Source organism: Rhodococcus sp. P1Y, assembly GCF_003641205.1.
GTDB lineage: Bacteria > Actinomycetota > Actinomycetes > Mycobacteriales > Mycobacteriaceae > Rhodococcoides.
In genome coordinates this window covers 779,179-800,638 of the sequence record NZ_CP032762.1, presented here as the reverse complement: position 1 = coordinate 800,638, position 21,460 = coordinate 779,179, and the positions used below count along the sequence as shown (strand labels likewise).

General features: G+C 63.8%; 16 protein-coding genes. 9 read left to right on the top strand and 7 right to left on the bottom strand.

Going from position 1 to position 21,460, the window contains the following annotated elements:
* Window positions 1-44: 44 nt before the first annotated feature.
* Complete coding sequence (locus D8W71_RS03765) at window positions 45-986, top strand: GGDEF domain-containing protein (RefSeq protein ID WP_236077694.1); 942 nt, start codon at window positions 45-47, stop codon at window positions 984-986.
* Window positions 987-1,050: 64 nt separating this feature from the next.
* Here the strand turns inward: D8W71_RS03765 and D8W71_RS03760 are convergent, their stop codons facing one another.
* Complete coding sequence (locus D8W71_RS03760) at window positions 1,051-2,259, bottom strand: esterase/lipase family protein (RefSeq protein WP_121111115.1); 1,209 nt, start codon at window positions 2,257-2,259, stop codon at window positions 1,051-1,053.
* Between the two features lie 298 nt (window positions 2,260-2,557).
* On the opposite strand from D8W71_RS03760, the gene D8W71_RS03755 reads away from it, so the two are divergent.
* Both D8W71_RS03755 and D8W71_RS03750 read left to right on the top strand, forming a co-directional pair.
* Window positions 2,558-3,559, top strand: a complete 1,002-nt coding sequence (locus D8W71_RS03755; RefSeq protein WP_121111113.1) for a bile acid:sodium symporter family protein — start codon at window positions 2,558-2,560, stop codon at window positions 3,557-3,559.
* A gap of 99 nt (window positions 3,560-3,658) precedes the next feature.
* Complete coding sequence (locus D8W71_RS03750) at window positions 3,659-5,005, top strand: glutamate decarboxylase (protein ID WP_121118524.1); 1,347 nt, start codon at window positions 3,659-3,661, stop codon at window positions 5,003-5,005.
* A 128-nt stretch (window positions 5,006-5,133) separates the two neighbouring features.
* Here the strand turns inward: D8W71_RS03750 and D8W71_RS03745 are convergent, their stop codons facing one another.
* From D8W71_RS03745 to D8W71_RS03725, 5 genes are read right to left on the bottom strand one after another with little or no spacing between them, the layout of a single operon-like run.
* Window positions 5,134-5,742 carry a YqgE/AlgH family protein gene (locus tag D8W71_RS03745; protein ID WP_121111111.1) on the bottom strand — a complete coding sequence of 203 codons (609 nt, stop codon included), beginning with the start codon at window positions 5,740-5,742 and terminating at the stop codon, window positions 5,134-5,136.
* 58 nt (window positions 5,743-5,800) lie between these two features.
* On the bottom strand, window positions 5,801-6,493 hold the full coding sequence (locus D8W71_RS03740) for a TetR/AcrR family transcriptional regulator (protein ID WP_121111109.1): 693 nt from the start codon (window positions 6,491-6,493) through the stop codon (window positions 5,801-5,803).
* A gap of 28 nt (window positions 6,494-6,521) precedes the next feature.
* Entirely contained in the window at window positions 6,522-6,761 is a 240-nt protein-coding gene (locus D8W71_RS03735; RefSeq protein ID WP_236077693.1) for a helix-turn-helix transcriptional regulator, read from the bottom strand.
* Window positions 6,751-7,602: an ABC transporter permease gene (locus D8W71_RS03730; RefSeq protein ID WP_121111107.1), complete on the bottom strand. Its 852-nt coding sequence runs from the start codon at window positions 7,600-7,602 to the stop codon at window positions 6,751-6,753. The genes D8W71_RS03735 and D8W71_RS03730 overlap by 11 nt, the downstream gene beginning before the upstream one ends.
* Window positions 7,599-8,516, bottom strand: a complete 918-nt coding sequence (locus D8W71_RS03725) for an ABC transporter ATP-binding protein (protein WP_201265242.1) — start codon at window positions 8,514-8,516, stop codon at window positions 7,599-7,601. The genes D8W71_RS03730 and D8W71_RS03725 overlap by 4 nt, the downstream gene beginning before the upstream one ends.
* A 174-nt stretch (window positions 8,517-8,690) precedes the next feature.
* Here D8W71_RS03725 and D8W71_RS03720 point away from each other — a divergent pair, with 174 nt between their 5' ends.
* The 3 genes from D8W71_RS03720 to D8W71_RS03710 all read left to right on the top strand — a co-directional run bounded on the left by D8W71_RS03720 (window position 8,691) and on the right by D8W71_RS03710 (window position 12,513).
* Complete coding sequence (locus D8W71_RS03720) at window positions 8,691-9,620, top strand: NAD-dependent epimerase/dehydratase family protein (RefSeq protein ID WP_121118520.1); 930 nt, start codon at window positions 8,691-8,693, stop codon at window positions 9,618-9,620.
* A gap of 27 nt (window positions 9,621-9,647) precedes the next feature.
* Complete coding sequence (locus D8W71_RS03715; RefSeq protein ID WP_121111103.1) at window positions 9,648-10,946, top strand: MFS transporter; 1,299 nt, start codon at window positions 9,648-9,650, stop codon at window positions 10,944-10,946.
* A gap of 76 nt (window positions 10,947-11,022) precedes the next feature.
* On the top strand, window positions 11,023-12,513 hold the full coding sequence (locus D8W71_RS03710) for a DUF4185 domain-containing protein (protein ID WP_121111101.1): 1,491 nt from the start codon (window positions 11,023-11,025) through the stop codon (window positions 12,511-12,513).
* A gap of 66 nt (window positions 12,514-12,579) precedes the next feature.
* Here the strand turns inward: D8W71_RS03710 and D8W71_RS03705 are convergent, their stop codons facing one another.
* The gene (locus D8W71_RS03705; protein WP_121111099.1) at window positions 12,580-14,082 is read right to left on the bottom strand and encodes a CCA tRNA nucleotidyltransferase; all 1,503 of its coding nucleotides are present in this window, start codon (window positions 14,080-14,082) and stop codon (window positions 12,580-12,582) included.
* A 122-nt stretch (window positions 14,083-14,204) separates the two neighbouring features.
* Between D8W71_RS03705 and D8W71_RS03700 the strand changes: the two genes are divergently transcribed.
* The 3 genes from D8W71_RS03700 to D8W71_RS03690 are packed head-to-tail and all read left to right on the top strand — an operon-like array spanning window position 14,205 to window position 21,434.
* The gene (locus D8W71_RS03700; RefSeq protein WP_121118518.1) at window positions 14,205-14,762 is read left to right on the top strand and encodes an NUDIX hydrolase; all 558 of its coding nucleotides are present in this window, start codon (window positions 14,205-14,207) and stop codon (window positions 14,760-14,762) included.
* Entirely contained in the window at window positions 14,762-17,125 is a 2,364-nt protein-coding gene (locus D8W71_RS03695) for a DUF6049 family protein (RefSeq protein WP_121111097.1), read from the top strand. The genes D8W71_RS03700 and D8W71_RS03695 overlap by 1 nt, the downstream gene beginning before the upstream one ends.
* 13 nt (window positions 17,126-17,138) lie before the next feature.
* Entirely contained in the window at window positions 17,139-21,434 is a 4,296-nt protein-coding gene (locus D8W71_RS03690) for a murein biosynthesis integral membrane protein MurJ (RefSeq protein ID WP_236077692.1), read from the top strand.
* Window positions 21,435-21,460 lie beyond the last annotated feature (26 nt).

Genomic DNA, 21,460 nt, shown 5'->3' with positions numbered 1-21,460 from the left:
TTTTCGGCGCGGCCACGCTGTTGTTCGCTGCTGCGTCCGTATTGATGCTGTTCAGCAGCCGCGGGCCACAGGGATTCCTGTCCCAAGCATGGGTCGTAGTCGTGCTGATGATCCAGATGGCCGTCGCGCTTCGATGGTTTTTCGGTCCACTACCCGTACGCCGCGACTTCATCGGTTTCGCAATATTCGGCGATGTAGGTCTCACGTCGGTGCTTGTTCTGTACGAACCGTTCGGGGCCCTGATCGGGTGCGGATTGTTCGTCGTCACCGGCGCATTGTGTACGTACTTTCTGAGCCCCCGATGGCTGCTCGCACACTTGGCGTGGTGCGTCGGATTCATTTCCATCACGACCATCCGGGCGTGTTACGCCCAAGTCGAGGACCTCGCCACACCCATCGCCGGCGGTCTGGTGATACTTGCCATCAACAGCGCCATTCCATTCGTCGCGCACATCGCCTGGACCGCCATCGGACGCGACGCGCGACGTTCGCTCCTGGATCCGCTGACCGGCCTCCTCAATCGACGCGGGATAGACGACGCAGCACACGAACTGGTCGGTAAGAGTCACAAGCGCCGGCACAGTCTCGTCGTGGTCGTCGTCGATATCGACAGATTCAAGGCAGTCAACGACTTCTACGGTCACGATGCAGGGGACGAGGTCATCATCTCGGTGGCCACAAGGCTCCGCGCCGTCGTGGAGGACGGGGGCGTCGTCGCGCGTACGGGAGGGGAGGAGTTCCTGATCGTGTTCGCCAGTCCTATCGACCAAGCACACGATCTGATCTACCGAATCGGACAGCACATCTATCGGCCGAGCGACCCTATCCCGGTCACCGTCAGCGTCGGTGCAGCCATCGTGTCCGACCCATCGGAGCTGTGGGGCGACGGGGCCTCGGTCATCGTCAAGGCAACTCGCGCGGCCGATTCGATGATGTACCGGGCCAAGTACGACGGCGGAAACCGCACCGCCACAATGCAAATGTAACTTCGGTAGCAGTGAGGCCCGAACTCCGCTGAGTTCGGGCCTCACGATGGAGCTGCCGAAGGACCTAGCCTCCGGTCACCGGTGCATTCCACACGCAAGGGATGTCTTTGGCGGGCGTTCCGACTGGATCGAGCGCATTCTTCACAATGGCGATCGCTCGAGGCGAGACCGAGATCGACAGGTGATCGGACAGGTCGATTCCGCAACCGTCCTGAAGCAGGACATTCTTGACAGTTGCGCCAGGCCCAGCGGTCAGGAAGGTCGTCTTGTACGGAGTGACAACCTCGTCGTACTTGGTGCCGAGCACGGTGTAATCGATCCCAGGCTCGGTGTCGCCGCCGACGGCAAGTGCCTTGACGACCTTCGAGTCGATGACCTGATCGGATGCAGCAGGACCGGCGATGGCCCCGACGAGGCCCAGGACGTTCAGGCCGAGATTGTTGATCGTGCGACCGAGCGTGCCAATTCCGACAAGCGTAGTTCCGTGGTTCGATCCGGCTACGCTGACGACTTTCCCGACCTTGTTCTGGCTGGGATCCGCCGGGTTGGCGCCGCCCTCGAAACGAAGGTACTGCCGAGTGACCAGACCGCCCTGCGAATGCCCGACGATGTCGACCTTCGAAGCACCGGTGCGCGCCAGCACGGCGTCGACGTAGGTCGCGATCTCTTTGGCGCTCTCGGTGACCGGGCCGGTACCGCGAACGGACTTCACATGCCCCAGACCACTCGAGTCGGTGTCACCGTAGTTCAGCGCGAACACGCAGTACCCCGCCTCCTTCAGCGCCGGGGACATGCGTGCAAAGTTGTTGTAGGCGTTCTCCCACGTACCATGCAGCAGCACTACAGGATTCGGATGCGCCTCGGTCGGCTTGCAACTCCAGTCGTTGGCGCCCTGCGGCGCTACGTCCGGATGGACGATGTTGTAGAGAAACCCTGCCAGGAAGTTCTTCTGCACGGGCCCGTACCCGACGGTTTCGCTCTCGGGATCGTACGTGCTTCGAGCTTCGGACGGCACAGCAGCGATATCGGGACGCTCGATGCCCTGCTCTTCCGCCTTGGGACGCTCTTCCTCGGTCCCCTCCGGCGGAACAACCTCCGTTCCATCGCTCGTGACGACAGCAGGCTCGTCGGAAGTAGCTGCGGGTGGTGCCGGCTCCTCGGAAGGCTGCGCGCTCGCTACACCGAGACCCGCGAACACGATCGCAGCCGAGATGGCCGCGATAGTTGCAGTACCTCGTGCTCTGCCCCGAACCCTGGAATGCTTGATCGACATAGGCCGTTCGCTTTCATTCGTCGGCAACTGTCACGTCGCAGCGGAAGTTGCCGTGGCTGCACCGAATTCGACGCGGAGGGCGAGGAAAGAGAGCCCATCGCCGACCGTGTGAATGGCGCAGCGTCGATGCTGTCCGCCGAGCCGAAACGAACACTAGATTCGCAAGCGGGCGAAACCAACGAATGGCGGCAATCACTGGAGAACAGGAAAGATCTGCCGCGACATCCTTGGACACCCTCACAACTCTGGCGTGCGACGCGTGCTCTCCTTCGAAAGCCGAGCCGATATCGTAAGCAGAGTGAACCTTCTTCGACAGGCCAAGCCGGACGGCTTCGTGCTCGGAATCATCGGTGTCGCGGTGCTCGCAAGCATTCTTCCCGCCACCGGGACCGCCGAGAACGTTCTGGGGTGGACGACGAAGTTCGCGATCGGCCTGCTGTTCCTCATCTACGGCGCACGGCTCTCACCCCTCGAAGCGTGGGAAGGTGTCACACACTGGCGGCTGCACTCGGTCGTGCTCGCGACAACCTACATCGTGTTCCCGCTCATCGGCCTCGCGCTCCGAATCCTCGAACCCACGGTCGTCACCGCCGATCTGTACACCGGAATACTCTTCCTGTGCCTCGTACCGTCGACGGTCCAGTCGTCCATCGCATTCACCTCCATCGCCAAAGGCAACGTCGCGGGAGCCGTCGTCAGCGCATCGTTCTCCAACATCATCGGCGTTTTCGTGACCCCGTTGCTGGTGATTCTGCTGATGAACACCACGGGCGACGCTCACGTGGGCGCGGCCTCGATTCTGAACATCGTTGCGCAACTCCTGGTTCCGTTCGTTCTCGGACAACTGCTTCGACCTTTCGTCCACGGCTGGCTGACGCGGCACTCCGGGCCCACCAAGGTCGTCGACCGCGGATCGATCCTGCTCGTCGTCTACTCGGCGTTCAGCGAGAGCATGAACCAACATGTGTGGTCGTCGGTTTCGATATCGCAGATTCTCGCCGTGGTGGCCGTGTGCATCCTGATTCTTGCGGTGGTCCTGGGCTTCACACACTTCGTCGGCAAAGCCTTCGGGTTCCCGATAGCGGACCGAATCGTGTTGGTCTTCTGCGGCTCGAAGAAATCGCTGGCCAGCGGACTTCCGATGGCATCGGTGCTGTTCGTCGGTCAGCCGGTCGGCCTGATCGTGCTCCCACTACTGCTGTTCCATCAGATTCAGCTACTCGTGTGCGCAGTCATCGCCCAGCGATACGCGTCGAAGTCGCACGCCGAGGGTGATGTGGAGACGGCCACCCGAGGCTAGCGTCGAGTTCACCTATGAGGAAAGAGGTCGAACGTGGCATCACACGATCGGAACCGGCGCAGCGGCCGGGCCAGGAGAGCCGAGCATCCGGGCGGCGTCATCCCGGCCGCCTACACCGGCCGTCTCGCCACCAACCCGATCCCGGCCCTGCGGTTGCCCGAGGAGCAACTCGATCCCGAAGCCGCCTATCGTTTCATTCACGACGAATTGATGCTCGACGGCTCCTCCCGCCTCAACCTGGCGACCTTCGTCACCACGTGGATGGACCCGCAGGCCGAGAAACTGATGGCCGAGACGTTCGACAAGAACATGATCGACAAGGACGAATATCCGGCGACCGCGTCGATCGAGGAGCGGTGCGTCAACATGGTCGCAGACCTGTTCCATGCCCCTGGACTCGATCCCGAGGACGCATCTACCGCGACCGGTGTGTCCACGATCGGTTCGAGCGAGGCCGTCATGCTCGCGGGACTTGCACTGAAGTGGCGGTGGCGGGCAGCCAGAACCGGGGACTCGTCGAAGCCCAATCTCGTTCTGGGAAGCAATGTTCAGGTGGTGTGGGAGAAGTTCTGCCGCTATTTCGACGTGGAACCGAAGTATCTGCCGATGGAAGAAGGCCGCTACGTCATCACTCCCGAACAGGTACGAGAAGCTGTCGACGAGAACACGATCGGTGTGGTTGCGATTCTGGGGACGACCTTCACCGGTGAGCTCGAGCCGGTTCGGGAGATCTGCGAGATGCTCGATTCGCTTGCGGAAAGCGGTGGACCCGACGTTCCCGTTCACGTCGACGCGGCCAGTGGAGGATTCGTCGTACCGTTCCTGGATCCGCACCTCGAGTGGGATTTTCGGCTCCCACGGGTCAAGTCCATCAACACAAGTGGCCACAAGTACGGACTCACCTATCCTGGAATAGGTTTCGCGGTGTGGCGCACACGCGAGGATCTGCCGGAGGAATTGGTGTTTCGCGTGAACTACCTCGGTGGCGACATGCCGACGTTCACCCTCAACTTCTCACGGCCGGGCAACCAGGTCATCGGTCAGTACTACAACTTCCTTCGGCTCGGGCGAAGCGGATACACCGACATCATGAAAGCTCTGCGGGGCACCGCCGTTCGCGTAAGCAGTCATCTGGCCGAACACCCCGCGTTTCATGTCATCACCGACGGCAGTGCCATTCCGGTTGTGTCGTTCGAGTTGACAGGAGACAGGGCGTACACGGTCTTCGACGTCTCCCACGAACTCCGTGCCCGCGGCTGGCAGGTCCCGGCATACACGATGCCGGACAACGCAACCGACGTCGCTGTGCTTCGCATCGTCGTGCGTGAGGGGTTCAGCGCCGACCTCGGGCGTCTACTGTGCATCGCGATCGGCGAGGTGATCGACCAGCTCGAAGAGTCCGCTGCCGGAGGCGGACATTCGTCGGCGACGCATTTCGCGCACTAGTGCGGCTTCGCCGCCTGTGCGTGCGTAGTTACGTCGGGCGGTAACTACGCACGCACGACCCCGGGCCGTAGGTCGTGCGTGCGTAATGACACCGGGCGGGTATTACGCACGCACGGGCGCCGGAGGCGCTAATTCCGCTCGACGTCGATCGGATGCGACGCCAGCATCGCCAGCGGCATCGGCTGGCGTCGCAACACGTGCGCCCACAGGTCGATCTTGGCTGGTCCGATGACATCCGAGGCGAGCGCCGAGACGACCATCCAATCGTCGCGTTCGAGTTCGCCTTCCAGCTGTCCCAGCGTCCAACCGGAATAGCCCGCGAACACACGCACGCCCTCGACCAGCGGCGCTATGTCCTCGGGACTCGAATCCAGATCGATCATCACCACCCGGCCGTCCACACGTCTGATCCCGGGAATGCCGTCGATGTCCACGCCGGTGCGAACCGTCGCCAAGCACAGCGCCGAATCACGCTTGACCGGTCCGCCGACATAGAGGGCCTTCGGTTTCGCCGCCAGGCCAGCCCACTGCGGCAGAACGTTCTCGACGGCCGTCTCGCTCGGTCGATTGATCACGACGCCTAGGCTGCCGGCGTCGTTGTGCTCGATGATGTAGATGACGGTGCGCCGGAAGGTGGGCTCCACGAGCTCGATCGACGACACCAACAAGCTTCCCGGCCTGACCGCCTGATCGACGGATGCCGTCTGGTCTTCGGGTTCCTCCGCGTGCGCCGCCATAGAACACATTGTGGCACCGCGCACCGGTAGATGTGACGCAAGGAATCGGACGAGTTTGTCAGGTATCGATGAACCCTGCGAGCTCGACCAATCCCGCCAGCTGATACTCGAACAAGTCGTCCCTACTGCTGAACGTGTCCCTCCCGTACTGGTCGAACACATCGAAGCTCACCGCGCCGAACAGGGACGCCCACACCAGGACTCCACGGGCGATCACCTCGTCGGACATTTCCGTTCGCATGTCGCCTCGAACCTCGGTGAAATTCTGGTGTAGCGACGCGAGAGAGATCGAGGTAGGTCGATCCACCAGACGCTCGGATCTCCATGCCTCGTCGAAGATCGAGACCAGCTTCACGATGACCCGCGTGCCCGGACCGGTCGTCTGCTCGGCCGGTGCCTTGTACCCGGGGACCGGACTGCCGAACAGTAGTGCGTACCGGGCAGGCTCCCGCAGACCCCAACCTCGAACTGCACGGCCGAGCGCGAGGAACTTCTGCGCCGGTCCGCCGGCGTCGTCGACGGCGTCGTCGACGACATCACCCAATTCGGTGTAGGCGTCGACTACCAGAAGCGTGAGCAGTTCGTCCCGGCTCTTGACGTACCGGTACACCGCCGAGGACACCACGCCCAAGTCTCGCGCCACCGCCCGGAGCGAGAGCGCCGCTGCGCCGTCCGCGGCGAGGTGTTCCCGTCCGATGCGGGTGATGTCGGCGAGAGTCTGCTCTCTCGCACGTGCGCGGGGGGTGGTCATGGATTCACACTATCGGGGCCAACAGCGCTCAACCCAGCTCCTTCGATCCCAGCCGGGCGAACGGTTCGATCGAGAAGATCACCTCGGCCGGGACCTCGAAGTACGCGGCGATGCGCAGAGCAAGGTAAAGGCTGGGGCTGTATTCGCCGCGCTCGAGGTATCCGACGGTCTGGTAGTGAACGCCGAGCGCCTCGGCCAAGTCCCGTCGCGAAATTCCTCGTTCCGCCCGCAGCATCGCGATGCGGTTGTAGATGACTTCAGTAGGCACGCTGCAAGGCCTTGTCTCGACGCTCGTCCATCTTGCTTCCGGATTCGTTTCTGGCCATGCGTCCCAACACTATCGGTGCCACCACGAGCCCGACCACAGCCCATGCACCCAGCACCCCGGCAGTCTCCAGATGTCGCCAGGAGTGCCCGATTTCGATGTCGACGGCACTGTCGGGCAGCAGCGCCGATCTCAATCCAAGACCCAGCCAGTAGCAGGGCAACACCTGCGCGATTCCTTGCAGCCAGGCCGGTAGCGCCGTGATCGGATAGAAGATTCCCGAGATGCCGACGATCAACATCATCGGCATGGTCACGAAGAACAGCGCGCGTGCAGTTCCGACCACTGCGCCGAGCACCGCCCCGAGAGGGAGCGTAGCCAACAACCCGAGCACCACGACCCACACCAGGTCGAACCAGGATCTCGCACCCGACAACGACACACCCCCGACGATGATCCACCCGGCTATCAAGACCGCTAAGGCCTGAACGGTCACTGCAGCTGCATTGGTTCCGATTCGACCGATGAAGTAACCGATCATCCCATTGGGAGTTGCTTTGGCTCGCAGCAACGTTCCGTCCTCACGGTCCAGTACGAGACTCTCACCGATGGTGTAGACGCCGTTGAAGAAGATGATGGTACCCATCACCCCGGGCAACGCAAGAACGGCCAACCCGAAATTGGTCTGTTGGAAGCTGCCGTTACGCATGAAGAACAGAGCGACCATGATCAGAGCTGGAAAGAGGAAGAGCGCGGCCAGACCCTGTGGATCGGTGAACATCTGGCGCAGTTCGATTCTCGTACGTCGAAGTCCCGCACGGATGGCGACACCTTTGGCGCTCATAGCGAAACCTCTTCCAATGCAGCAGCACTCGGCTTCTCATGTCGATGCACCAAAGCCATGTAGGTGTCTTCCAGAGTCGCGCGTCGTACTTCCAGGTCGACTACGTGATCGCCGTATTGACCGAACAACTCGTGCACGAACTTCGCCGCTTCGGTGGTGCTGTGCACCGAACGCCTGCCGTCGACGCTCCAGCGCACCTCCGAATCTGCAGGCATTGCCTGCGCCAGCTCGTCCGGGGTGCCGTCGGCGATGATTCTTCCCCCGCCGAGAATAACGATTCGGTCGGCTAGCTTCTCGGCCTCGTCGAGATCGTGCGTGGTGACCAAAATCGTCGTTCCCTCCAGATCGGCCAATCTGTGCACCAAGTCGTGGAATTCGCGTCTGGCGTCAGGATCGAATCCCGCTGTCGGCTCGTCGAGAAACAGAAGCTCAGGTTTGCCGACGATCCCGATTGCCACGTCCATGCGGCGTCGTTGACCACCCGAAAGGGATGCGATCTTTTTGCCGGCCTGGTCGCTCAGTCCGACGAGGCCGAGTAGATCCTCGACCGCCCACGGCCTCGCGATATCGCCCGACCCGTATGGGGCATAGAAGGAGCCGAGGTAGTCCAGCAGTTCGCCGACCCGCCACTTCCCGTGGTCGCGCCACGACTGCAGCACGACGCCTATCCTCGCCCGCCACTGCTCGTCCCCGTCGGCGGGGTCGGCGCCCAATACCTCCACTCGGCCGGCGGACCGTAGGCGAAATCCCTCTAGGATCTCGAGCGTCGTCGATTTCCCAGCGCCGTTAGGGCCCAGCATCACCAGGACTTCGCCTCGACGCGCGCGGAATGTCACCCCCTCCAGGACATCTTTCGTGCCATATCGCATTCTCAAATCACGGACGTCGATGACGACGCTGCCCCTACTGCTCATGATTCCTCCAGCGTTGCTGTTCGCTTATATTCCGTAGCATAACTACTACATTTCATATTTCCTATAGTTCGGGTCAGTCTTTGTTGAGAGCACTGCTCTTGCTTTTCGTCGCCAGCAGGTGCACACTCGATGAAACAGAGAGCAGCGCTCACAGAATCGAATGAAGGAAGCATCATGAACCAGCTACACATCGTCGTCGGAGCAGGACCCGTCGGGTGGACCGTCGCGCAGCAGCTCGCCGACCTCGGCCATTCGGTTCGAATTCTCACCAGGTCCGGATCCGGACCCGATCACCCGTCGATCGAGCGTCGCCGCGTCGACATCGAATCCGATGATCTCCAAGCGGAATTCGACGGCGCGCATGCCATCTACCTGTGCACACATGTCGCGTACGAGGACAAGGTGTGGCGAGAGAAGCTTCCGAAGATGGAACAGCGTGTGCTCGACGCCGCCGCCGGAACCGTCGTGGTCTTCCCCGAAGGTCTGTACTCCTACGGCCCCATCGACGGACCCATCCGCGAGGATGCCCCACGGAACGCAACACACCGCAAGCTCGGCGTCCGAACCATGCTCCTGGCCGCCCGCGACGCTCACAGCACCCCGACCGTCAGCGTCGCCGCCTCGGACTTCTACGGTCCCCGCGTTCTCACCTCGCACATGGGCGACCGCGTGGTTCCGAACGTTCTGAACGGCAAAAGTATTCGAGTCATTGCGAACGCCGATCTGCCGCATTCGTTCACGTACATGCCCGACTTCGCTGCAGCACTGATCACCGCCGGATCCAGGCGCGATCTGTGGAACACCGTCTTGCACGCACCGACGGCACCCGCTGTGTCTCAGCGTCGGATGATCGAACTCTTCGCCGACGCCGCGCACGTGCAGGCGCCGACCGTCGGCACGATCCCGGCGTGGTGCGTTCGAGCACTCGGCGTGGTTCCCGGGCCGCTCAAAGAACTCGGAGACACGCTCTACCAATTCGCTAAGCCGTACCAGCTGGACAGTTCACGCAGCGAAGCCGTTCTCGGACTGCGCCCAACTCCGTTGGCCGAGGGAACTGCCGCGACCGTGGCCTGGTGGGAAGCGAAGGAGCTGACGCATTCGTGACGAGGTCCTGAGGCTAAAGTGCCGTAAGTGAGCGACGAGACCCTACTGACGCGACTGCGTGATTCACCGGGCGCAGGCAAGCTCACCGCCATTCGGTTCGCTGGACAATTCGGCGACGGTCTCTTCCAGGCGGCCTTGAGCGGCGCCATTCTGTTCAATCCCGAACGCGAATCGAACCCGGCAGCCATCGCTGCCGGGTTCGCCGTTCTGCTGGTTCCGTACTCGGTGATCGGACCGTTCGCCGGCGCAATGCTCGACCGCTGGGACCGGCGAGCGGTCGTGCTGTGGGCCAACGTTCTCCGAATGGTGCTGATCGCCGTCACCGCAGCACTCCTGTGCGCCGGAGGAGGCGAGACACCTCTCCTTCTCCTCGCTCTGACGACAGTCGGATTGAGCCGATTCGTACTCGCAGGCGTGTCGGCGTCCCTACCGCATGTGGTGCGCACCGAGTGGCTCGTCCCGATGAACTCGCTTCTCGCAACGATCGGTTCGGGATTCGCAGCCGCGGGAGCGGGAGCAGCCGTCGGGATCATCGGCTATTTCGGCGCTGGGGACTTCGGATCCGGCATGGCCGTCGCTGCCTCGGCCTCGGGCTCGATCATCGGAACCCTTGCTGCCGCGCGATTCGCCCGGCGCTCCCTGGGACCGGCGACTCTGATCGAGAGCAGCGATCGGGGCGCCCTCGACGCCGTTGTCGACATCGCGGCCGGGCTCAAATCGGGTGCCGTCGCAGTCTGGAAGTCCCCGACGGTCACCGCGGCAATGGCAGGAATCGGCGTTCACCGCATCGTCTTCGGCGTCGACACCCTGATCATGGTTCTCATTCTTCGAGAAACCACGTCCAGCTCGCTCCCAGGTGGGTTGGCCGGTTTCGGCATCGCCGTCGGCGCAACGGCTGCGGGCATGTTGATCGCCGCTGTCCTGACGCCCTTTCTCCTGCCGCGGCTCGGCCGCGTTCGATCCATCGTCGGCGCCCTGGCACTCGCAGCGGTCGTCCAAGTCACGTTCATCGCCGCACTCACGCAGACGAGCCTGCTACTCGGCGCGTTCCTGCTGGGCATCGCAGGCCAGACCATCAAGCTCACCGGCGACGCGTCCATGCAGACCGAGATCGACGACGATCACCGCGGTCGCGTCTTCGCGTTGCAGGACACCGTCTTCAACATCTTCTTCGTCGGCGCACTTGCGGCCGCTGCATTCGCAGTCGGGCCGGCCACGACGAACCTCGTCGGTGAGACCTCCGCACACGTCGTCGTGTTCGCAGGTGGGTTCGTCTACGTTCTCGGTCTTGTACTGGTGTCGATGAACGCTCGCCGCGCGCGGTAGCGCGCGGCGAGACCGCGCTCAGTGCTATCTTTCTCGCAAACCAGCCGGTCTGTTGATGTAATCAGGAGGTCAGAGGATGCGCGCCCGTTCTGTCGTTCTGGGCTGCGCTCTCGCCCTCACCGCGTCGAGCACCGTGTTGGTGACGCCGGCGCACGCGGCTCCGCCGTTGCCCGTCAACCAGTGCGGCGAGACCGGATTCGATCCGAAGGACTACCCGCCGGAGCCGCTGAGCCTCGACTCGCCTCCGGTGCTGCCACCGATACCCGACCGCATCGGTATCCCGGTCCCGTACCCGTCCGTCGAGTTGGTTCCGCTTCCCGACCCGAAGCCCGACAACACACGCGTCGAAGCAGAGCCACTCACCGACCCATGCCTCGACCCGTGTCCCGACCTCACCGACGACCCGGACAAGGTGAGCGGCTCAACCGGCTCCGCTCGATTCCCCTTTCCGCGAATCGAGTTGGACCTTCAGCCTGAGACCATCCCGATCCCAGTACCGGGACCGCCGGGAGATCCGATCGACCCAGCCCCACCTGCGGCGGTCAACCCAGCGGAACCAGGTCCCACAAGCGCCCCACCCGCGAAGCCCGTCGTCGCGGATGTCGGAGTGGTATCTCAGCTCACCGGTCACGGCTCGGACAACCGGACCGACAAGCGCTGGCAGGTCGACGGCACCGATCTGGGCATCATGTGGGAGAACAAGCCCGGCGAAGTTGCTGTGGCGTTCGGGGATTCGTTCGGCAAAGGCTGGCAGTACGGCGTCGTCGGAGGACCCGACTGGCGGAGCAACACACTCGGCTTCAGTACCGACACCGACTTGTCCGACGGCATGACCATCGACAGCATGGTGCAGGACTCCCGTTGCCACGCAGCCGAATTGCTGTCCAGCCGCAAGGTGAAGAACTGGGAGACGACGGTCATCCCCACGTCGGGTTTCCCGATCGGTGACCGTCAATACCTGTCGTACATGTCCATCCGTCGCTGGAGCACGATCCCCGGGATGTGGTGGACCAACTACGGCGGCATCGCCTACTCGGACGACAACGGATCGACCTGGACGAAGGATCCACATGCGCGGTGGGACAACATGTTCGGGCTGTCCAAGTTTCAGGTTTCGACCATGGTTCCACAGGGCGACTTCGTATACATGTTCGGCACCGTCAACGGCCGTGTCGGATCGGTGGGTCTTGCCCGTGTGCCCAAAGGCGACGTCCTCAACAAGACTGCCTACCAGTACTGGGTGAACGGTACCTGGGCCCCCGTGGACTCCAACGACGCAACCGAAATTGCCGGCGGAATCGCCAGCGAACTGTCCGTGCGTTTCGACGCCGAGCGGTCGATCTGGCAGATGACGTACCTCGATCCCATCGCAGGCAACATCGTTCTGCGCGAATCGAACTCACCACAGGGACAATGGACGGCCCCGTCGACGCTCGTCAGAACCGCCGAGTACCCCAAGACCTACGGCGGCTTCATGCACCCCTGGTCCTCGGGCGGCGAACTCTACTTCACCGTCTCCGAATGGGACAGCTACAACGTATACCTCATGAAGGCGACAGTCTCATAAGGTCATTCCGCAGGCTCCACTCCTGCCCATAAGGTCATTCCGCAGGCTCCACTCGTGCCCATAGAGTCATTCCGCAGGCTCCACTCCTGCTCGCTGAGCAGGTGAAGCGCCCTTCCACCAGGCCAGGAGTTCTTTCTCGGCCTCGTCTCGGGGGAGCGGCCCTCGGTCGAGTCGCAGCTCCTTGAGGAACTTCCACGCCTTGCCGACCTCGGGGCCCGCGGGAATGCCGAGGAGTTCCATGATCGCGTTGCCGTCGAGATCGGGGCGTACCCGGGCGAGATCCTCCTGCGCGGCGAGTGCGGAAATTCGCTCTTCCAGGTCGTCGTAGGTGGCCTGCAACGCCGCTGCCCGACGCTTGTTCCGTGTCGTGCTGTCGGCGCGAACAAGCTTGTGCAGCTTGGGAAGTAGCTCACCGGCGTCGGTGACGTAGCGGCGAACAGCCGAGTCGGTCCACTGCCCCTTGCCGTAGCCGTGGAACCGCAGGTGCAGGAAGACGAGCTGCGAGACGTCGTCGATCATCTTCTTGGAGTACTTCAGCGCGCGCATCCGTTTACGCACCATTTTCGATCCGACGACCTCGTGATGGTGGAAACTGACGCCGCCGCCTGGCTCGTGCTTACGGGTATCCGGCTTTCCGATGTCGTGAAGCAGTGCAGCCCAGCGCAATACGAGGTCGGGATCCCCGTCCTCCAGATCGATCGCCTGCTTCAACACCGTCAGTGAATGCCAGTACACGTCCTTGTGCTGATGATGTTCGTCGATCTCGAGCTTCATCGCCGGAACCTCGGGAAGCACGTACCCGGCCAACCCCGTCTCGCACATGACGTCGATACCGTCGATCGGGAACTCACCGAGAATCAGCTTGTCCAATTCCACCTGGACGCGTTCGGCGGTGATGCGTCCGATCTGCGCAGCCATCTCCTTGATCGCGGTGTGAACCCTCGGCATCAGTGAGAAGCCCAACTGCGATACGAACCGTGCGCCGCGGAGCATGCGTAGCGGATCGTCTCCGAACGACTTCTCGGGCGCCGACGGTGTGTCCAGAAGGCCTTCGAGCAACGCGTCCATGCCGCCGAGCGGGTCGACGAACTCCTGCGCACCGTCCGCACCGAGCCGAACTGCCATCGCGTTGACGGTGAAATCCCGACGGACGAGGTCCTCCTCGAGGCTCGTGCCGTATTGCACCTCGGGGTTGCGGGAAACCTGGTCGTACGAGTCGGTGCGGAACGTGGTGATCTCGATGAGGTGATCGCCCTTGGCCGCGCTGACCGTGCCGAAGGCAATTCCCGTGTCCCATTGGTTGTCGGCCCAGCCCGACAGGAGTCGTTGCACGACCTCCGGTCGAGCGTCCGTCGTGAAGTCCAGGTCGTTGCCGAGTCGTCCGAGGACGGCGTCTCTGACACTGCCTCCGACCAGGTACAGCTCGTGACCTTCGTCGACGAATCGGTCGGCCAGCGGTCCGAGTACGTCGGAGAGCATTCCCAGAGTGCGCTCGGCCGCCGCGGTGAGTCTCGCCCGACGGTCGGCAGACTTCTCGGACGGCTGGGGGTAGGGAGACTTCTCGGCCACGTCGAGAAAGCCTAGTGGGTGCAACCCGCAGAACGACCACGGTGAGGTCACGAGTGGAGCCCGCGGAACGAGCACGGTGAGGCAAAGCGGTGTTGGTGCGTGTTCCATCTAGTATGGATTGGGTGTCTGCTGGCGAACGTGCGAACAGGAGCCGCCGCAACCCGCGGCGGCGAAACGCGCGCGCCGATGGTGACAAGCCCAGGCTTCGTACCGTTCGGGAAACCTCTGCCGGGGGCCTGGTCGTGGACGGTCTCGATGGCCCTCCCTCGCTGCGGTGCGCGGCACTGATCGGTCGGACGGATCGCCGGGGACGCCTGCTGTGGTCCCTGCCCAAGGGCCATATCGAGCAAGGCGAGACCGCCGAGCAGACCGCAATGCGTGAAGTTGCCGAGGAGACGGGTATCCAGGGATCGGTCTTGGCGTCGCTGGGGAGCATCGACTACTGGTTCGTCACCGAGGGCCGTCGCGTCCACAAGACGGTGCATCACTATCTTCTGCGTTTTCTCGGCGGTGAGTTGTCGGACGAGGACGTGGAGGTCACCGAGGTTGCCTGGGTCCCACTCACTGAGCTGTCTTCGCGGTTGGCCTACGCCGACGAACGCAAGCTGGCCGCCATAGCCAGCCAGCTGATCGAGGGTATGGCAGGGCCGGACGCCGAGACGCCCGTCGGCAGGGAGTGATGGTGAGGCTCCCGAAGGTCACTGCGGCCGCATTGACCGCGCTGATGCTTGCCCTGACGTGCACTGGCGTCGCCGCAGCTCAGGACACCGAGGATCCCAGTACGTCGGCGGAAGTGACGTATCAATCGAGTGAGACCGATCTGCCGGAGACAACCAAGGGCACTCAGTTTCTGAACCTCTCGGTCGATACCGTCGCTCCCGGAACCGTGACCACCAGCAGTGAGCCGTTCGTCACGGTCAGGGCGACCGTCACCAATACCGGTGACCGACGCGTCGACGACATCAGCGTCAGGATGCAGAGCGCAGATGCCGTCGAAAGGCCCGAAGAGCTTCGCACCGCACTGTCCCTCGACCAGCAGGAATACGGATCCGTCGGCGAGTTCCAACTCGTCGCAGGCAGCCTCGAGCGGGGCGCGAGCGCGGAGTTCGTCATCTCGATGCCGCTGCGCAGTGCCGTCGGACCTTCGTTGGGTGTCCAGCAGCCTGGGGTGTATCCGGTGCTGCTCAACGTCAACGGAACCCCCGAATACGGCGGAACCGCACGGCTCGACGACGCGCGTTTTCTACTGCCCGTCACCGGCGTCCCTCGCGATCCGACGGTCCCCGATCCGGCGTCTCCCGACGCCGCGCCCAGGCCCCCGAGCACTGCCGACCCGGTGGCCACCACGCTCATGTGGCCCCTCGCAGACAAGCCACGCCTCGCCGCCGGACTCCCCGGATCCCTGGACGAGAAGGTCCGTCTCGTCGACGACGAACTTGCGGGTGAACTCGTCTCGGGCGGGCGCCTGGACGAGCTACTGCAGTCGGTGGAGTTCGCGACGACGGACCAACTCGATCCCGAGGGCCGATTGGCGGAGTCCATCTGTCTGGCCATCGACCCCGATCTGCTGGTCACCGTGTCGAACATGACGCGCGGCTACCTGGTCGTCGACGATCCGAACGACCCGAAGGGCCCAGCCCGCGAGGGCGCGGGTCGCGACGCGGCGTCCAATTGGTTGTCGAGGCTGGAGAACCTGGCGCAATCGACGTGTGTGACGGCGCTTCCGTTCGCGCAGGTGGATCTGGACACGCTCGGGAACGTCGGCGACGCGTCCCTGGTGTCGACCGCCATCGAATCGCCCTCCGACATCGTCGACGCCATCCTCGGGGTCACCTCGGTCCGCGGGGTCGTCTGGAGTTCGACGGGTCAGCTGGGCGAGACCGGTGCCGCCGCCGTCCGGTCGACGGGCCCCCGAACCGCGCTTCTGGCAGACAACAGCATTGCGCCGGGTGCGTCGGGGAGCGTTGCCCGCGTCGTCGGGGGCAGTACTGCCGACGCCGAGTTGAACGCGACCGTGTTCGACGCCGCTACGGCGACGGCACTGGCAGGCGTCGGTGACGTCCCGGCCACGCCGGCGTACACGCCGGACGATCAGCGGTACGACCTGGCGTCGGACTCGAGGACCGCGCGTCTCCAAGACGCTCTTGGCGCGATCACGTACCACGCACTGGCGCCCGTGACGGCAGCCGAACGCGCCCTGACGATCGCGCCACCCCAGTACTGGACGGCGGGCGGCGACGAACCGGATGCAATTCTGGGAACCGTCTCCTCGCTGCTGCGTTCGGGCCTTGCCACTCCGCGCCCGTTCGGAGAGCTTGCTGCCGCGCAGCCCACCGGGTTGCCCGTCGAGACCAGAACGATTCGGCAGAGCGACCGCGACGTGGACCTCGAAGACCGAGTCAGAGCGCAGAGCAAGCGGATCGAGGCTTTGCGGGGCTCGCTGGTCGAGGACCCACAGTCGGCCTTGACCCCGCGGTTGTTCACCGCCCCGCTCCGCGAGGACCTTTTGCGCACGATCGGTACGGCCGATCGTTCCGTGGATTCGGTGGCAGCGTCGAACTCCGCCCGCGACCGGATGGACGTTTCCGAGCAGGGGCTCGACGCGGTGTTCAGCTCGGTGACCGTTCTGGCGCCCGGAGGCGTCTACACGCTTGCGTCGGAGCAAAGTCCGCTACTCCTCGTCGCTCGCAACGACCTACCCGTCGGTGTGAACGTTCGACTGAAGGTCGATGCGCCGCCCGTGATGAGGGTCAGCGACGTCGGATCGATGGCTTTGCCGGCCCGAGGCAGCAGAACGATCACCGTGCCCGCCGAGGTCGACGACAGCCGCAACCTCTCCGTCGACTTCTCGCTGACCACTCTCGACGGCCAGCAATTGGGCGAACCGTCGACGGTATCCGTACGGTCGAACGCATACGGACAGGCATTGGCGATCATCACCGCGTGCGCCGGTGTACTTCTCTTGCTGCTGGCAGGACGCAGACTGTGGCATCGGTTCAAGGGTCAGCCGGACCCCGCCGACGAAGGATACGAAAGGCCATGACGGGCGGTGACTCATGACAGGTAGTGACATCCCGTACGAGGGTGAGAATCCGCGGACACGGCTGCCCGCAGCCCAAGTGTTTCGTCGCACCGCTCCGCCTCGTCAGGCACCGTGGGAGCGCGACGGCTACGGCAGGCCGAGGGGCCAGGAGTTCGGCTGGCAACCGGTGCGCGAGATGCGCAGCTATCCGGCTCCGCCGTCGCCCGACGGTGGGCCTGCACCGGACAACTCCGTCACCCAGCTGATCCCGCGGTTCCGGGACGAGGACTACCCTCCTGTCGCGCCACAGCCGGCCGCCGAACCCGACGAGCCCGCGCCCAAGACGCAGAAGAGTTTGATGGCGGCGACGGGATCGATCGCCGTCGCGACCCTGGTCAGCCGTATTACCGGGTTCTTCAAACAGATCGTCATGCTGGCGATTCTCGGCGGGGCGATTGCGAGTTCGTTCACCTCCGCGACGATCCTGCCGAACATGATCTCCGAGCTGGTCCTCGGTGCAGTCCTCACCGCCATCGTCGTCCCGGTTCTGGTTCGCGCCGAAATGGAAGATTCCGACGGCGGTGCGTCGTTCGTACGAAGGCTGTTCACTCTGGCGTTCACCATGCTCGCCGTTGTCGCGGTGATCGCGACCATCAGTGCGCCCCTGCTCAGCGAAATGTTGATCGAGGACGACGCAAAAGTCAGCAGTGAGCTGACCACGGCTCTGTCCTATCTGGTTCTCCCGGCAATACTCTTCTACGGCCTGTCCGGGCTGTTGACCGCAATCCTGAACACTAGGCAGAACTTCCGGCCCGGTGCGTGGGCACCGGTATGGAACAACCTCGTCGTCCTCGGCATCTTCTCGCTGTACTTCCTGGTACCGGGCGAGATCACGCTGAACCCGGTGGAGATGAGCGATCCGCACATCCTGATCCTGGGTCTCGGCGTGACGGCAGGCGTGGTGACACAGGTGATGGCACTGATCCCGGCATTGCGCCGCGAAAAGATCGATCTGCGTCCGCTCTGGGGTTTCGACGCGCGTTTGAAGGCTTTCGGTGGCATGGCGGCCGCGATCATTCTCTATGTCGTGATCAGCCAGCTCGGTCTGGTGTTCGCCACCCGAATCTCCGCAGCTGCCGACGAGTCCGGCCCTGCCATCTACTCGCAGGCGTGGATCCTGCTGCAATTGCCGTACGGCATCCTCGGCGTCACCGTCCTGACGGCGATCATGCCGCGCCTGAGCCGAAACGCCGCCAACGGTGACACCCCTGCGGTGGTCGACGACCTGTCGGTTGCTACCCGACTGACCCTCGTCACACTCGTGCCGATCGTAGTGTTCCTGACGTTCGCAGGCCCGTGGGTGGGCGAAGCACTGTTCGGGTTCGGCAATTTCAAGGACGAGGCACCGCGGCTCGGCGAGGCCGTCAGTTGGTCGGCCTTCACGCTCATTCCCTACGCACTCGTGCTGATCCACCTCCGTGTCTTCTACGCCCGGGAACAAGCCTGGACGCCGACGTGGATCATCCTCGGAATCACCGGCGTCAAGATCGCGCTGTCGGCACTGGCGCCGGTCTTCGCACAGAACGATCAGCAGGTCGTGCTCTGGCTCGGCGTAGCCAATGGTTTCGGCTTCGTCGTCGGTGCGTGCATCGGCGGATTCCTGCTCCATCGCAGTCTCGGCGACTTGCGGATGATCAACATCGGTAAAACGATCTGGATGGTGCTCATCGCATCGGCCGCAGGTGGCACGGCGATGCTCGCTATCGATCGGATCGCCGATCTGGGTGCATTGACGGATCCGCTCGGGATGATCGGTGCCATCCTACGGGTCGCCGTCTGTGCGGTTCTCATGCTCGGCATCACCTTCGGCATTCTGTGGTTCGGGCGCATTCCGGAAGTGCTCGCGGTGACGGTTGCACTGCGTAAACTCGTCGACAAAGTCCGCGGCAAGTCGGGGCCCGTCCCCGAACCTGTCGCTTCGGTCCCGGCCGAACGCATACTCGCCGTCACATCTGCCCCTGCGTGGGACACTGCACGCGACCGACTCCCGTACCCTGGTCCTCGGCGGACCGGGACGCCGTCCTCGTCGCATCTGTTCGAACGGGGCGGACGCATGGGGCAACCCGGGGATCACACGCGTGAAGGAGTGAGAGTGACCGACGACGAAGTGGCTGGGGGGCCGGCCAAGTCCGCGACCAACGGCGCCGAGCGAGCACCTGGTGGAGTCGAGGTGGATGAGCGGGCAAACACAGCTCGTGCTGCCGCGGCGTCATCCACGTCGGCTGCGAGCGAGGACTCTTCGTCCGATACGCCTTCCTCCACCGACAGCGACGCCGACGAGAGCACCGTCGGTTCCGAGAAGTCTGCTGCCCCGGTGACCGAAAAAACTTCTGCTGCAACGGAAAAGCCAGCTCCCCGTGCCGCCGAGGCGAAGCCGACTCAACGGGCCGAGGCGAAGCCGACCGAACAGACCGAGGCGAAGCCGACCGAAGCAAAGCCGACCGCTGCTGAAGCAAAGTCCGGCGAGGCTGCCGAAGCAAAGCCGGCCCCGGCGCAGGGCGAAGCCGTCGACACTTCGGCGTCTTCGAAGAACCCGAAGACTCTGGACGCCACGGAAGCTCTGAACATCACCGACGAGACCGAACCGGCCGGGCCTAAAGCGGCCGGACCTGATTCGGGTGGACCTGATTCGGGTGGACCTGGTGCGAAGACGGCCCCCGCTGCGGCAACGGGCGGAAATTCGGCCGCCCCTTCGGTCGCACCACCCGCAGGTGGCGACATTCGCGGGCTCCGCGGTCCCAAGCTCATTCCCGGTGCGTCGGTCGCAGGCGGCCGCTATCGTCTGCTGGCCCCACACGGCGGCGCACGAGGGCTGAAGTTCTGGCAGGCGCACGACGTCAAGCTCGATCGCGAAGTTGCACTGACCTTCGTCGATGCAGATCAGCAGGCCACCAATCTCTCGGCGGACCGGCCCGAAGGCCCTCAGGCAATTCTCTCGCGCACGCTGCGCCTCGGGCGCATCAATTCACCCGGGCTTGCACGTGTTCTCGACGTTGTCCGGGGCAGCTCCGGTGGAATTGTCGTGTCCGAGTGGACGCCTGGCCGGTCGCTTCGCGAGATGGCCGACACGGTGCCCTCTCCGACCGGCGCTGCGAGAGCGATCAAAGCACTCGCGGCCGCCGCTGAAGCAGCTCACCGTAGTGGCGGTGCGCTCTCGATCGACCATCCGGATCGAGTTCGCATCAGTACCAGCGGCAACGCCGTTCTCGCATTCCCCGCGACCCTCGCCGACGCGGACCCTGGTTCCGATGTTCGTGGTCTCGGTGCCATGTTGTACGCCCTGATCACAGCGCGATGGCCGCTGACCGACCCCACTGCTCGGCCCGACGCTCAGGTCAGGTCCGTCGGTGGCATGAAGATCGCCGATCGGGACGCGAGCGGCAACGCCGTCGAGCCTCGCCGGATTCGGCCGGACGTTCCCTTCGAGATTTCTGCGGTCGCAGTTCGCGCGCTGGAGCAGAACAGCGGCATCAGAACCGCCGCGACCGTTCAGCACGTGCTCGATCAAGCTGCAGTCGTGAACGACAAGACAGATCTGATGCCTGCGCTGCGGTTGGGCCAGCGAGCACCCGGTGCGACCGGGCATTCGCTCGCAGACCCCGAGGAGATCGCGGCTCAACAGCAACGGTCGCGGAACACCAACATTGCTCTCGCCGTGTTGGGCGTGCTCACCGTCGTTGTTCTCGGTTTCGCCGGCTACTGGCTGTTCACGTCCATCGCTGGGGGCAGCACGGACGAACCCCTCACGCAGCAGGACTTCGGCCTGACGACACCCGAGACCGTACCTCCGGCCCCCGGGGCCCCGGGAGCACCGGTTCCGGCACCTGCGGCAGCGCCGGTGGCAATCGATTCCGTCGAGGTGTTCTCGCCCCAGGGAAGTGCCGACAACGCGGCGACGGCATCCAACGCAGCGGACGGCGATCCGTCGACAGAGTGGGCATCCGACTCGTACTTCCAGCCATTCCCCTCTCTGAAGAACGGCGTGGGCCTACTCGCGACGCTTCCGTCTTCCCAGGTCCTCACCAGTGCTTCGGTGACATCGCCTTCTCCTGGAACCGTGGTGGAGATCCGGTCGGCACCGAGCGATTCGCCGAGCCTGAGCGACACGACGGTCATCGGACAGGCGACGCTGGGCAACGGTGTCACCGAAATCCCGCTCCAGGCGAGCGAGCCCACCAGCCACGTGCTGCTGTGGATCACCGGTTTGAGTACGGACAGCGGGCGTAATCAGTCCTCCATCGCGGAGTTCGGATTCACCGCGCAATCCTGATTCCGGTCTGTTTAGCGGCACTTTTT